Origin of the sequence: Cyclonatronum proteinivorum (assembly GCF_003353065.1) — a bacterium.
GTDB classification, from domain to species: Bacteria; Bacteroidota; Rhodothermia; order Balneolales; family Cyclonatronaceae; genus Cyclonatronum; species Cyclonatronum proteinivorum.
In genome coordinates this window covers 864,788-880,957 of record NZ_CP027806.1, presented here as the reverse complement: position 1 = coordinate 880,957, position 16,170 = coordinate 864,788, and the positions used below count along the sequence as shown (strand labels likewise).

Annotated in this window: 3 protein-coding genes; all 3 read right to left on the bottom strand. The window is 44.0% G+C overall.

Translation table 11 applies throughout. The features are described from left to right. Positions 1 to 8 precede the first annotated feature (8 nt). Positions 9 to 7,403, bottom strand: a complete 7,395-nt coding sequence (locus tag CYPRO_RS03345) for an invasin domain 3-containing protein (RefSeq protein ID WP_164682506.1) — start codon at positions 7,401 to 7,403, stop codon at positions 9 to 11. A 467-nt stretch (positions 7,404 to 7,870) separates the two neighbouring features. Next, a complete protein-coding gene (locus tag CYPRO_RS03340) occupies positions 7,871 to 8,680 on the bottom strand; it encodes a T9SS type A sorting domain-containing protein (RefSeq protein ID WP_114983278.1) in 810 nt (269 codons plus the stop codon). Beyond that, a complete protein-coding gene (locus tag CYPRO_RS03335; protein ID WP_114983277.1) occupies positions 8,677 to 15,909 on the bottom strand; it encodes a choice-of-anchor D domain-containing protein in 7,233 nt (2,410 codons plus the stop codon). Before CYPRO_RS03335 ends, CYPRO_RS03340 begins: the two co-directional genes overlap by 4 nt. Between the last annotated feature and the right edge of the window lie 261 nt (positions 15,910 to 16,170).

Below are 16,170 nucleotides of genomic sequence, written 5' to 3'. Positions count from 1 at the left end.
CCTATCGTTTATTTAACAAGTGTCATTTTGCGGGTCACTACATGGGTTCCCGAAATAATGCGGTACAGATATACCCCTGAAGCCAGCCGGCTTGCATCAAAAACCACCGTGTGCCAGCCCGCTTCCATCGGACCGTTTTGCAGAATGGCTACCCTTCTGCCCAAAATATCAAATACCTCCAGCCGAACGTCGTCCTGTTCGGTTAAACCAAAACGAATGTTGGTAACCGGATTGAAAGGATTCGGGTAGTTTTGTTCCAGCACAAAAGCTTCAGGTAGCTGCGTTCCGTTGAGCTGCTCGATGTATGACCTGCTACCCACATGAATGATATATTCTGTGACTTCCTCCCTATGCAGGATTTCCGCTGGCTCGCCGGGAAGTATGATGGCTGTCCGACCGGTACGGGCATTCTCAACGTGCATAGCTACATCTTCGGGCATATCGTCAGCATGCAGCTGCCATTTTAAGGCTTCATTGGCATTTTCTTTAACTTTAATGACATACCGGCTGCCAGACTCGACGTAACTTTCTTTCAACACTTTGTGATAAGCAGCAAGGTGCGTATCAGCTGTGCTAAAGGCCGCTGTTCGGGCCGAAATATCCATCCAGGGGTAGGGAACATCCGTACTAATGAACTCATCAGGCTGTCCTGAAATTTCAGCCTGAGCTTCATTTTGTATTCCGTCCGCCTTAGCCCTGCTTTCAAGCCCCAAATCAGCCAGCCCAGGAAAGCGAAGCTGAAGTTCTGATATCTGCTCTGCCCCATCTGATGAAATCACCAGATTTAAACCGGGTACAGCAGTTGGGCGCTGAAAATGAGACGGCAGTCCTCTTTGCTGTAAGCTTGTGTACGGTATATCAAGACTATTGAGGCCTGTATCCCCTGTCCAAACAAGGTAGCCGGTATATGTTTGCACCACATTTTCCGGCTGCTGCAACTGCCAGCTGCCATTTTCAAGGGCATAAACGGGTGTTGAAGCATTCAACCCGTTAAACAGAAGAATATCAAAAATTTGAAGAGGTTCCGGGCTAATAAAAGGTTTCGAAAATACAGCCCAGTTATTTCGCGTTTGAAGCGGAATTAACGAAGCATCTGTTTCAGGTGAGGGCACTGCCGCAGCGCCTGCAGGAATTGTTACCGGATTTTGAGCTATCATGAAAACGGGATCACCAGCTGCAAATAGTACAGGATTTTCATCAGCTGATTCCCGAAGTGCAAAATCAAATATTCGCCAGTCCGGGCCCTGATCCCCCGACATAAACTGATCGGCTGGAGTACCTTCACTGTATGGAATTCCGACAAACTGATAATACAATTCCGCTCCGGAACCAAAGCTTAGCTGCTGTTGCTCTGTTTCACGGATAGTAGGTCGGGTTGTAAAGTCTGCTGCTGCTTCGCGGCATGACTTCCACGCATTTGCTGTATCCGGGTTGTTTTCCAGACACAAATGCCAGCTATAGGCTGTTTCTTCTTCGAGCTGCGGGCTATCCGAAATATTCACATCCCCGATTTCAGCCTGATTAAACCGTGCAAAAAGCCGTATTGGCGTTTGCGGTGCGCCGGAAATGGCTCCGCCCAACACTGGTCTAAGGCTTATGTTTGAAAGCCCGTTAGAAGGAAAGAGACTCGCAGCATCGGGCTGAGCACGGCGATAAAGCTCTGATCTGAAACCACTATCGCCGAAGTCAACTGCGTTAACCACCTTCGCTCTCAGCTCAGCGGTAGCCTGTATAAGAACCGGACCGGTATAGACTTGTTCTGAACCGCCACCGATTTGATAACGGATTTGCGCTCCTTCCAGATTGCTGCTCAGTTCTACAAATACCGCGTCAAAAAAATACCCTCCGACCCTACTGAATACTGGCGGTGCAGCAATAGGTATCATTCTGAGGGTGACTTCTCCGATTTCATTCTGGCTGTTTTCTGATTCACCTATGAAAGACTTCACAGCTGCGTTCTGTGCAGCCGTGATACTATCGTCAGGCACAAATTGCAGTAAAACTTCACCTTCTCCATTTGTTTCTGCAAGAAGGATCTGTCCGGAATTATTTCCGAACGTGAGATTTCCGGCTGATACGCTTACCGTTACCGGAAGCCCGGCAGACCGAACACGGTTATTTGCGGCGTCCCGAAGCTGTATGAGAAGATTAGCCGTTTCATCTGTGCGCACCGTATCCTGTTCCGTTGCAAAAGTTGACCTGATCGCATTTGGTGCACCAAATGTAACCCCTATTGTTAGCACACCAATTTCTTCTTCTTCGTTTCCTAATCCTGTCCGGGCTGTTATGGAGGCTTCACCCAGCTCTTCAGATGTGAATGATGCGGATACGGTTCCTGACGCAGTGGTTTGCAGCTCCACTGTTCCGGAACCACCGTTGATGAGCCCCAGGCTGCTCTGTAAAGTCACCACATTTCCCGCCTGTGTAACAGGGTTGCCAAACGAGTCAAGCAGTTGTACCGTAAGCTGTGCGGTGTCATCGGTAGTAATGTTATTGACATCTGTGGCAAACGTAGATTCAGTTGCATTGATGGCACCAAATGTGACTCCGATGGTGACCGTACCAATTTGTTCACCACCTGTACCTGAACCCACAAAAGCACTGATTTCAGCATTACCCACCTGCTCTGACCTAAACTCCGCTGACACAAAACCGTCTGGATTTGTGTTCAGCGTTACCTGCCCGGAAACCCCATTAATCAGCCCCAGGTTGGTTTGAAGCGTTACCTCATTGCCTGCCTGTGCTACTGGATTCCCGGCACTGTCACGCAGCTGTACCGTAAGCGTTGTGGTTTCATCGGTTGTTAGCTGTTGAATACCGGCTGTTAGTTCTGATTCATTGGGATTGATGGCGCCGAAACCAACGTCTATCGTAAGGGTACCAATGGTTTCTGCCGCAGCTCCGCTGCCAAGACGTGCTGTTAGTATAGCGGAACCTGTTTCGACAGAGCCAAAGGCAGCCGTTGCGACCCCTGCCGCATTGGTTTGCAGTGTCACTGTTCCGGAACTACCGTCGATCAGCCCCAGGCTGCTCTGCAAAGTCACCACATTTCCCGCCTCTGTAACCGGATTGCCAAACGAATCGCGAAGTTCTACCGTAAGCTGCGCGGTGTCATCCGTAGTAATGTTATCGGCATTTGTGGCAAATGTAGATTCAGCTGCATTGATGGCACCAAAGGTGACCTCGATGGTGACTGTATCAATTTGTTCACCACCTGTGCCGGAACCCACAAAAGCACTGATTTCAGCATCACCGATCTGCTCTGAGCTGAACTCTGCTGATACAGCGCCATCTTCGTCTGTTTCAAGCGTAAGCTGACCGGAAACCCCATTAATCAGCCCCAGGTTGGTTTGAAGCGTTACCTGATTACCGGCCTGCGCTACCGGATTACCAGCGCTGTCACGCAGCTGTACCGTAAGCGTTGTGGTATCATCGGTTGTTAGCTGTTGAATGCCCGCAGTAAATTCTGACATATTGGGATTAATGGTACCGAAACCAACGTCTATCGTAAGGGTACCAATGGTTTCTGCCGCAGCTCCGCTGCCAAGACGTGCTGTTAGTATAGCGGAACCTGTTTCGACAGAGCCAAAGGCAGCCGTTGCGACCCCTGAGGCATTGGTTTGCAGTGTCACTGTTCCGGAACTACCGTTGATGAGCCCCAGGCTGCTCTGCAAAGTCACCACATTTCCCTCTTGTGTAACCGGGTTGCCAAACGAGTCGCGAAGTTCTACTGTAAGCTGCGCGGTATCATCTGTGGTGATGGTTTCAGCATTCGTGATAAAGGTAGATTCAGATGCATTGATGGCACCGAAAGTGACTCCAATGGTGACAGTTCCGATTTGCCCTCCACCTGTACCTGAACCCACAAAAGCACTGATTTCAGCATCACCAACCAGCTCTGACCTGAACTCCGCTGACACAGCGCCATCTTCGTCTGTTTCAAGCGTAAGCTGACCAGAACCCCCATTGATCAGCCCCAGGTTGGTTTGAAGCGTTACCGGATTACCGGCCTGCGCTACCGGATTACCGGCGCTGTCACGCAGCTGTACCGTAAGCGTTGTGGTATCATCGGTTGTTAGCTGTTGAGTGCCCGCAGTAAGTTCCGACACATTGGGATTGATGGCGCCGAAACCAACGTCTATCGTAAGGATACCAATGGTTTCTGCCGCAGCTTCAAGCTGCGCTGTCAGCTCAGCTGTACCTGTTTCCAAAGCGCTAAAACTGGCTGTTACTCTACCTTGCTCATCGGTAGTAAGGCTTACCGGACCGGTACTCTCGTTGATGAGACCCAGACTACTTTGCAAAGTCACAACATTTCCCGCTTCTGTAACCGGGTTGCCAAACGAGTCAAGCAATTCTACCGTAAGCTGCGCGGTGTCATCTGTAGTAATGTTATCGTCATCTGTGGCAAAAGTAGATTGCGTTGCATTGATGGCACCAAAGGTGACCTCGATGGCGACCGTACCAATTTGTTCACCACCTGTGTCCGAACCCACAAAAGCACTGATTTCAGCAGCACCGACCTGCTCTGAACTGAACTCTGCTAATACAGCGCCATCTTCGTCTGTTTCAAGCGTAAGCTGACCGGAAACTCCATTAATCAGCCCCAGGTTGGTTTGAAGCGTTACCGGATTACCGGCCTGCGCTACCGGATTACCGGCGCTGTCACGCAGCTGTACCGTAAGCGTTGTGGTATCATCGGTTGTGATTTGCTCATCATCGTTTTGAATCGTGGAAAATGACGCGTCTGCCTGATTCGACAGCTTTAAGCTGAACGCCTGCTCTGCGGCTCTTGTACTGTCAAACCGTGCCGCTTCAACTGTCCAAAGAATCTCCTGTGTTTGTCCCGGAAGGATGTTATTCGATTCAAAGAAGTCATTGATAGCCGTATAGCTTAAATCAAATGATGAATTTTCAATACCCGTAATTTCCAGAACCGGATTATCAAAACCCCCGTCCGGTAGTATCGCAAGCCATCGGTAACTTTGTGCGTTTTCGGACTCCTCCCAGGATATTTCCACGGAACCGTCCAAATTCACCGGTGTCGCAATTGCGGCTCCGTCAGCGGGGGATGTCAGACCAAAAGCCCCAAGTGGCAGAGGCTGCACCTGCATGTTTACGGGGACCTCTACACTGACCCCATCCGGAGTACCCTCGCTAAAAATGACAGTCCCTGTATAAGTGCCCGGAACAAGCCCGGAAGCCTCCGGGTTGGCTGAAATGCTCACCGTTTGTGAAGCGTTCGCGAAAAGGGTAATCTGCTGAAGATTGCTCGAAAGCCAGCCCGAGCCTTGGTTTTCGACAACCGCTATGTTGAGGGTTACAGCCACAAGTCCGTTGTTTGTTATAGTAATAGTCTGTGTTCCAATCTGATCTTCGGGCAGCTCGAAACTGAGCGAAGCCGGATCAACCGTTACATCTGCCACACCGCGCGTGAGGTTCAGAGCAAAGGGGCCGTTGGGCGCCACAGTAGTGTTGTCGAAGCGCTGCGCCCGAACCGTCCACTGTAATGCTGCACCCTGGCCAGGGGCAATGCCCTGACCGGCGAGAAATGCATCCAAAGCCCCACTTGTGAACGTCAGATTTGTGCTTGCAGTCGTCTCACTCAGCAAGGGTTCATCAAAACTGCCATCAGATGTTGTTAGCAGCCAAGTGTAGCTTTGGGCATTTTCGGAGGCTTGCCAGGTGATTTCTACTTCATCAGAACTACCCGGAATGGTGGTCAGCTCCGTGCCGTCGGGCGGGGTGAGCAGGTTGAAAGCTCCCAGTGGCAGTGTCGTCACTTCAAGGCTTACCGGTATCGTGAAGTCCGTGCCCTCACCCGTGAAAATCACACTACCGGTATAGCTGCCCGGCTCAAGATCATCCGCAGCCGCATCGGCTGTCACATCTACTTCAACTGAACCACCGGCAGGGACTGTTACCTCTGTTGCCGAGGCCGACAGCCAGCTGCCCCCCGCGTCATCCTGCGCCGATACGGTCAGTGTTGCGGGTAACTGACCGGCGTTGCTCAGCGTCAGCGTCTGTGTACCGTTATCAAACTCGTTAAGCGTAAACGATAGTGAAGCCGGATCAACCGCCACATCGGCCACGCCGCGCGTGAGTGTAAGACCAAACGGGCCGTTGGCCGCCACAGTCGTGCTATCGAACCGCTGGGCTTCAACAGTCCACTGCAAGGCTGCGCTTTGGCCGGCAGCTATGCCCTGATCAGCCAGAAATGCATCCAAAGCCCCGCTTGTGAACGTCAGACTTGTATTTTCTGTCGTCTGACTCAACAAAGGATCATCGAAACTACCACCCTCCGCAATCATCAGCCAGGTGTAGCTTTGGGCATTTTCGGAGGCTTGCCAGGTGATTTCTACTTCATCAGAACTACCCGGAATGGTGGTCAGCTCATTACCGTCTGCGGGAGTGAGCAGGTTGAAGGCACCCAGCGGAAGTGTCGTTACTTCCAGACTTACCGGTACTGTGAAGTCCGTGCCATCGCCCGTGAGAACGACATTACCGGTATAGCTGCCCGGCTCAAGATTGCCCACAGCCGCATCGGCAGTAACTTCTACTTCAACAGAACCACCGGCCGGAACCGTCACCTCTGTTTCCGAGGCCGACAGCCAGCTGCCGCCTTCGCCAGCCTGCGCGGTAATGCTGAGCGTAGCGTTTAGCTGACCCGCATTGCTCAGCATTAGCGTCTGTGTTCTGTTTTCAAATTCTTTAACCGTGAACGACAGCGAAGCCGGATCAACCGTCACATCTGCCACGCCACGTGTGAGTGTAAGACCAAACGGGCCGTTAGCGGCTGCGGTCGTGTTGTCGAAGCGCTGGGCAACGACAGTCCACTGCAGCGCAGCACCTTCACCCGGCGCTATGCCCTCACCGGCTAGTAACGCATCCAAATCACCGCTTGTGAAGGTTAGGCTTGTATTTTCGGTCGTCTGACTCAGCAAGGGTTCATCAAAACTGCCATCAGATGTTGTTAGCAGCCAAGTGTAGCTTTGGGCGTTTTCGGAGGCTTGCCAGGTGATGTTCACTTCTTCGCTGCTGCCGGGGATGGTCACCAGCTCTGTGCCCTTAGCAGGAGTGAGCAGATCGAAAGCGCCCGGCAGAATCGGCTCAATCACATATTCTGCAGATATAATAGGGCTTGGATGAAAATCGGGCGCGATAGCAATGGCTTTGATGGTCACTGTTTCTGTTATTTCAATAGGCTCATTGTACTCCGAAGAGGTCTCATCCGGATCTGTGCCGTCAGTCGTAAAGTAAATGGAAGCATTTTCGGTAGCTGACGTTATCGTGACCGTCTGAGGCAACTCAAATGTACCCGGTTCAGGTGAAAAAACAGGCGGATCCGTTACTTGGGCTTCTTCATCATTAACAGTTACAACCAATACGAGCCTTTCTGACAATACTGGGTTAAGCTCTGCCGGTGTGATTGTTCCAGCCGGATAGTCAAATAAGCTTACTGAAATAATATTGCCACCAAATACATCCTGAATTCGGAAACCAAACGAGTCATCCAATTCGTCAGGATTCCATTCTATACTAATTGGATCTTGCCCTGCAGCCGATAGATAGGCAAACTCAAACACTTTCTCACCAACACTGTTATTGAGAAACTTTGTAAAGTAACTTATCCCCCCAACCCGGATGCGAGCATCAAAAGCACCATCAGGTGGTAGTGGTGGAGCTAGTTCATCAAGCCCCTCAACAAAACCTGTATCCCCATTAGGATGAATACCAATTACTAATTCTCTATTGTTTGTACCATCACTAACATTAAACGGAACAGAAAACTCTTGGCCAATAGCGATGTTTGAAGTCAGCAAAGTGAATAAAATTGCAACAACCCCTGCGAACCGCATATACATATTATTCATTTGATTAGGCTTATATTAATTGTTTTTACAAATGTGTTAGACTTGACTTTTACCAAATAGATTCCTGAAGGCAAATAACTTCCGTCGAAGGATATTGTATGTCGTCCATTTGACTTAAAGCCTCTGTATATTCGCTGAATCATTCGACCGTCAGAGCTAAATAAACTTATATCCAAAACTGCATCTTTATACATATAAATTGGAATCACAGTACTTGGATTGAAAGGGTTGGGATAATTTTGCCCAATAGTAAATGTACCATGGCTATTTGGTGTCTCATTAATTGTTGTGGCTTCCCCATAATCGATCACCAATACCAATCCATCATTTAACACAGAATTTAATTGTGATGGCACAAAATGTTCTCCAATATTTTCTAAAGGAGACGAAAAATTATGACCTCCAAATCTATCTTCTATGGAATAAATCGCATTAGGGATTAATTCTTCGTTACTCCAGCTAATTGAGATCGGTTCATTTCCGCTACCATTGCGATAACGAAACTCAAATCTTTTTTGACCAGGGTTCGAACTTAGATATTTGACAAAATAACTTACTCCATCAACATTTAACCGAGCGTCAAATGCCCCATCAGGAGGTGGAGGAGGGGCTAATTGGTCAAGACCCTGGTTGAAACCTTCCTGCGCAGCTGGATGTACTCCCACTATCAGAGACTGTTGATGTATGCCATCGCTAATCACAAATTCAGTCTCTTTTCCCTGAGCATTTGTAGCTGCAGTAAAGATTAAAACTGCAGCTATAAATAATAGTACATTCCTCACAAAGTTAGCCTTAAACCTAATCATTTTACTAGCATCATTTTTTTAGTTTCGCTAAAGTTACCCGCTTGAATTCTATACAAATATAGGCCACTCGATAAGTTAGAAGCGTCAAAGGAAATCGAATGCCAACCAGCTTCACGATAACCATTCACAAGTTGAGCGACACGCTGACCCGAAATATTAAAGATTTCCAATCTAACATCCGATCCTTGTGGCAAGCCAAACTCAATCTGTGTTGACGGATTAAATGGGTTAGGGTAGTTTTGCATTAGTGTTAGTACTTTAGGCAGTTCAACTGTTGAATCTTCATGATTAAGGCGGATTTCAAGAATTTCGGTGTTAGGCAGGATTTGCAAAGTACGGTGTGATTCAATTAGACTTTCATCCAATTGAACACTTCCACTAATCTGACGTACCGTAAACACTACATTGTGATCATGCGCTATTAAGTTTAACACCATTGGTATTGAACCTTGTTGCAGCTTTACATGAACCAATTCAGATTCGCTCAACCTCTTATTCCCTTCGAACCGGGCATCCGGAGATCCGGCAGGAGGTATTGGCGGCAATGCATAACCCATTAAGCTTTCACCGTCTGATAATTCAGCACCGAAGTACAAGGGAATCAAAGTTCGCTGACCATCTGAAATCTCTATTTTGGAAAATCCTTTAGGAATTTCATTTATACTACCAGCCGGCCGGCCCATACCTGCTAAATTTTGCCCTGATACACCTAGCACTACAACGCCTGAATCGTTCGCAAGAACCCAATAACCTAAGCCGGGCTCTATTACAGTTGCTTCTACATATGCACCATCATAGTAGTAAATTGTGCCTGGTACAATAATATTGTCTGGATCCTGTATTCCAGATACGGGGGTAGATTCCGATGTACCTGAAATAAGATTCCAGTTTTCATTAAGATCCAACTCAATGTGATCAATTATACTACCACTAAAAATGACATCCTCATCATCCGTAAGATTAATCCAGTAGCCATTTCCAGGTAGAAAGACACTTTGACCAATGTATGAACCCTCGTATCCAAAAAAGGATCCGGGCATTGCATGATTGAAGATGTCTGAATAGCTATTATGCTGCATTACTACAGGCATGCCAACAAGTGCCCATCCACTTGTATATGATCTGCTATGCGAATGTATTACACTATGGGTCAGTCTCAATTCATTAATAAAGTCATAAGGAATAGTAAATTCGTTAACTGATCTCATATTTATACTGACAAAGTTACCATCAATTATGTCCGTTAAACTAAAGCTGCCTTCTGATGGAAGTTCATCTGGATTCCAACTTAATGAAATCGGACCGGCGTTAGAAGCTGGCTCAAATCTTATATTCCAAGTCGTTTGCTCCTGTGTCGTTGGTTGAAAAAAACTAAAGAAGCTGCCATTTGATGTTCTTATCCGCGCATCAAATGCTCCGTCTGGTGGGGATGGAGGTGCTGGTTGATCATATTGTGGATCTAATCCATTAGTTGCATCGTATGCTGTGCCGATAATCAGGTTTTGCGAGTTTGACGCGGTATCGAATACATTTACATTCAATGCAAAGTCAACCATGCTTAAATCAGATACTACGTTCGCTGTTAGTGGGATATCTATTGGACTATCTATATTTCCAGCATTATGCACAATTCTTAGCATGGCATTCATATTGCCAAGCTCAGAGGGTGCGCAAAACTCGATCTCAACTAACCTATCCTGACCAGGGCTTATATTAAATGGTTGCCCCCCTGTTAGGATTGAATACTGATCACTCTCATTTAATATCAAACTTCCATTAAGCTGGGATGTTGAATTAGTTGAGTTGGTAATCAGTAAAGATTTATTCTCACACTCATTAACAATAATATTTCCAAAATCTATACTTCCAATGCTAAGAATCATATCAACTACCTCTAAGGCTTCAACTGCATCACCAACAAGTATAACGTCAAATGGTGATTCCCGATTGGGTGCATTATGCGAAATGGATAGCATACCTGTGTGCACGGCTTCTGATCCAATTGGTGCATACTGAACGGTAACTTGACTATATTGACCGGATGTGAGGTTAAAAGAATAATCACCACTGGTAATTGTAAAATACCCTCCTTCTATTTCAAGTGTACCTGAAAGAGTTGAATTATTTGTAGATGTATTTGTGATTGTGAGCACTTGCTCGCTAAAATTCCCAATTTCAACCTGCTCATAATCTAGGATTACAGGGTTAATGGTGATTAATGGAATTTCATCATCATCCGGTAGCACGACAACAATATATCTTATGACCGACCATCCTTGTTGATCATAATATTCTGACTCAATAGGGTTATTATAATATGCGCCTGTGCTTTGATTACCCATATTGACTCTAACGTCAATTACGTATTCACCTGCAACTTGAGGAGTTATTTCAAGTGCTAATGTCTGTTCATGATTCATGTCCCATGCAGGATCACCATATTCAATCAATAAATAGTCCGCTGGTATTTGCTCACCGTCATATCTCCATATTAAATCTCCTTCATTATAAGTCGAGACATATGATGGGTTTGTAGTATTAGAAGATATTTGTATTCCATCTAGATTAGACAAACCAGGAAAGGATACCGAAATTGATCCATAAGTTGCCAAACCACCAATATTTTTCGCATCTATTTGTATATTAAAATTATCTCCTATAGTTATATTATCAGGAATGACAATTTCATTAAGTACAACTGGTTGAGGAGGTGGTGGAGTATTATCTATCAGAGACATTATCTCAAAATAAACAGCGTTCCTTAAGTTATTTCCAAAATTTGTAGGTCTTAAACTAGTATATTTATGCCACCTGATATTGTTGATTATATTTAATGAAAGGCGCGATAAGTATATACCAACTGGGTTTAAATAAGAATCTACAACAACATCTTCAGCACGTAAATCCCAACCTTCACCTAGTGGTCCAGATATAGCGTCCCTATATGCCCAATAATTGATAAATCTATTTATATTTGGTACACAGTTATAACAATTCGAGAAGTTTAGTTCATTTAGCCACGAATACGTAGTTCCATGTATTACAAACTCCAAATCTGTTAGCAATGGATGTGCAAAGTAAGTACCAAGTGGGGAACTAAGAGTTATATATAGATCAACAAATATATTTTCCCTTAGCTGAGCCATTGCAACATATGATAATAGTGTACCCCAACTATGACCAGTAACAATTAGCTTAGCATTATTAATAGATGCTATTTCATATGCTGCAAGAAGTAACGTCTTTAAAGAATCGACATGTTGAACAGTGTCTCTAATATCACCATTCCACGAATAAGGAATTATTTCAACTCTATTTGAATTAATTAATTCTTCAATCTCAACTTCAAGATAATTTGATTCTCTTTCATAAGTTCCAGACTCAGCAATCATTGCACCAATATCTATGCCATCAACTGTAACAATTACAGCATCTATTTGAACATCTGAATCTACATTAATATTTCTAATAATAGTATTTTCACTATTATATAGAAAAAATTCAAGCGAATATTGTCCTGCCACAAAATCAAAAGGTATCTCCACGATGTAAGTCGTCCGACCATTGCTATCAGTTGGTCCCGCGGAAGTATTCAACCCTGCAATTTGATCATCAACCTGCACAGTTACTCCACTTACGGCATTCTGATTATCATCTCTTACAGTAATAGTATAGAGTTGTGATGAACCCGGACTCAAAGTCACTGTAGTTTGGGGTACTACACTTGAGATATACAATTCTGAGGTGCTTGTAACATCAAACCCTTCTACCCAGTACCAGGTATCTGTTAATGTTATTTCGTTGCTAATGTTGGAAACCTCGGTTTTATACGGTCTCACATAGTATGTACCACCTGTGTTAGGAGCAAAAAACGAAAACCGTATATATTCGTAACTGTTGGCTTCAATACTTTTGAAATTACTCGTAATTTGAGTTGGAGTAGTGGCCAAGGTATCAGTTGCCACCTGAAAGACAACTCTCGTATCCTGCGTGAAGTCAGATCTGTTTCTTACTCTAACATCGACATTTACTACTTCTCCGCCAAAAAAGCTATTCGCTATATGACCATTTTCGTTTGTAATTAGTACTCCTTCACTAAAAGAGGCGTTTCTGTTAAATTGTCTATGATTACTCGTATTTGGAGAAATTGATATTTGATTCAATGAACCCCAGTACTCTTTTAAACCGGCGATAACCGGCGTTGATTTAAAAACATCAAAAGTATAAATTTTTGTAGCATCTAATGACTCCCAAAATGCTACACCATTTTGGTTTGTGGTTCTATCCTGGTTTAAATTGACTAAGCCCGATGTTGTATTTTCATAAATAACAAGGTCTACTCCTTCGGTATTATTGTTATTCGCATCTTTAACCACAATTTCTAAATTTCCTTCAAGTGCATTGACCGTGAATGCAGGATCTTCTGGCCACGCCCATGTGTCAGTCAATTTCCAACCATCATAATAAGCCTCTGTTAACCAAGCCCTTATGTAGTATTCGCCCGCACCTTGTGGGGTAAAATTGAAGTTTAGAGCATTTTCCTGAAGCGGGGGAGCAGAAAAAGAACTTGACTGTGTATGCACTATATTCGAAGGACTATCTTTGGCAATTTGTAAACGAACTCTTGTATTTACAGGAAAACTTTCACCATTTACAACAACTATGCCTATACTTATTGATTCACCAACATTTAAGTTTGTAGTGCTTAAACTGTACGTTCTTGAAAATGGAGCTTTACGAACAAGATCAACTGGTATATTCTGAGACTGACCTGAGTTAACATTTGTAACTGCCCCCCAAAATTCATTTCCTGAATGGTGAGGTGTTGGATTATAACCTTCAAAATGGAATATCTGATTTGCCGGCACTTGCGTAAATAATGCTATACCTTGACTGTCAGCCTCTTTTTCTTCTAATTCCTGCCATTCTGCATTATACATCACTACTTTGGCAAATGGCTTCGGCGCATTATCAAAATTACGAATGGTTACACCAATGTTTGAAGTAGGTGGGGGCTGAACTGTAAATGACACTTCGTCAGGCCAACTCCATGAGTCTGTTGTAACCCAACCCATATTTTCATAGTTAGCTTGGGTAAAGTGAGCTCTGACAAAATAGTCACCGGGTTCCGCAGGTGTGTAGGTGTAATTTAGAATATTGTTTGAAGATGGACTCAATGTCAGCGTTTTCATTTCAGTATGAATGACATTTGTCCTTGTACCTCGTGCAATTTGAATTCTTACGCGTGTATTTTTACTAATGTTTTCAGGATTAGCAACCCCAACAGTAATCGTTACCTCTTCGCCAGATTGTAAATTCTGCGAACTATAGCTTATACCCCCTGAGTAGGGTGCCCTTCGGGTAAAAGGAACAGATATTGTTTGACTAACACCGGAATTGATGTTTGCAACCTGTCCCCAAAACTCATTTTCAGTAACGTGATCTGTAGGGTTATATACCTGAAAGTGAAATATTTGATTAGCCGGTAAACCTGTAAAACTTGCTACTCCCGATGCGTTAGTTATGCGTTCCTGTACAGGCTGCCAGTTTGAGTTAAACCTTACCACAATTGCACCCTGTTTAGGTGTATTATCGATATTCCTCACAGTTACGTTGATTGTTGAAGGGGGTAATTGAATTGTAAAACTTCTTGCCGACCAATTACTAACACCACAACTGTTTACAGCCCTTACCCTCCAAAAATATGTGATGTCAGGTTCAAGATTAATGGTTCGCGAAGTACCAGAAACTCCTTGATTAAAAACTATGCTTGAAGCACTAAAACTTGAATTTGTAGCCACTTGTAACTCATAGTGTGTTGCGCCAGACGAGCTATTCCAGCTTAATGTTGGGTTAGTAACCGTAATTGTAGCACCATTCGAAGGCGAAACAAGCACGGGAAGACTTGGTGTATTGCAAATTGTCGTGAAGGTTCTTGTTGCAGACCAATCGCTACTCCCTGAATTATTTGTTGCTCTAACACGCCAATAGTATGTAGTTCCCTGGTTCAGATTAACATTTCTTGAAGTACTTGTTATGTTACTTTGGTTGACTACTAAACTCGATGAGGTAAAGCTTGAGCTGGTTGCTACTTGTAACTGATAAGATGTGGCTCCAGAGGAGCTATTCCAACTTAATGTTGTATTTACAGGTACATTTGAGGCACCATTCGTAGGAGAAACTAATGTTGGAGGTGGAGGTGTGGGATTGGGTAATGTATAAGTGATTCTCAACCAAGGCTCAGCGGAATTCCCACAGCAATCCCATCCACGAAATTGACCTCTTTGCATAATCGTATCTGAAGCGGGCCTAATAGATATACCATGTATATTTCCACTTGTGATGCTATTTTGCAGATAATTTCTTCCAGACGTTGTGTAAGAAACCTGCCTTACGGCAGGTGCTGTTGGCGTCATTCCATTCCAATTATTTATAAATGTGGGTACAGAACCAATATAATTGTAAATTGCTTCAGGGCCATTTAGACTATTAAATGTATTTATATCCATTTGACCTATATTAATTCTATGCGAACTATTCCCCGCATCTGTCAAGAAAAAATCAAGCTCTGCATTTACAACTGTTGCGTTGTTTGGGATTGATGATATGTTAAAAAAGACCCAAGATCTCGACCTGTAGTTAACACTATTTCTTCCAGCACTTATACCTCCAATGCTATTGCCATGTGCTACATTATAACTAAAATTTCCGATTGTACTTCTCGTAACAGTGCCCGTCCACCATTGCGTCGCATTTGGGCGCACGAGTACAGTATACTGTAAAAAACCTTCTGAATTTACTTCTGATTTTATTAACTTTTCATCCAATATTGCGTCATAAAATCTTGTTTGTAGGGTTAACAAATCTTCCACTACCATTGTCTCGACACCTTCCATTAGTGTTAATTCCACAAAATCAATGATGGCAGCACCGATACTTAAGACATATTGGTTTTTAGTAAAATGTTTAATATATAGTGTTCTTTCTTTAATTATATTCAAATAGTCACTTTTTTCATTAGAATACAAGTTATTCCAATACTCTATTCTATCGCCAATTGAATTATTCTTATCAACAGGGCTATGACTAGTTGATGGGCCATCAAATACTCTTACTTCCGAGTTTTGGCTAAGCAAATTATCGGTCAACGAAATTAGAAGAAATAGCGTCATCATTACTTTGAAAACAAAGCTTCTTGAACTCAATTCGTCAGAAAAAAAGTTATTCATATCGTTCACCTTATTGATAGTAACATTATTTGAAGATTCTAAGTATCCTCACGGATCATAGCTAGTGCAGATTTTTTCTTTAATTATTAAACCTCGATTTTTTATCCTAAATTCACCTTTACACTTGCAATCCGAAACGTATAGTATTGATATTTATATATAATTCAACAAATATATTACTTAATTTTATATATTTTCAATATATACAGAATTAGATCCAAACTCCTTATGGGAGTATCAAGTCCGGTGCCGATAGCCAAA

Coding starts and splice junctions, on each gene's coding strand:
- CYPRO_RS03335 (WP_114983277.1), bottom strand. CDS start 15,909: ATGAATAACTTTTTTTCTGACGAATTGAGTTCAAGAAGCTTTGTTTTC.
- CYPRO_RS03340 (WP_114983278.1), bottom strand. CDS start 8,680: ATGATTAGGTTTAAGGCTAACTTTGTGAGGAATGTACTATTATTTATA.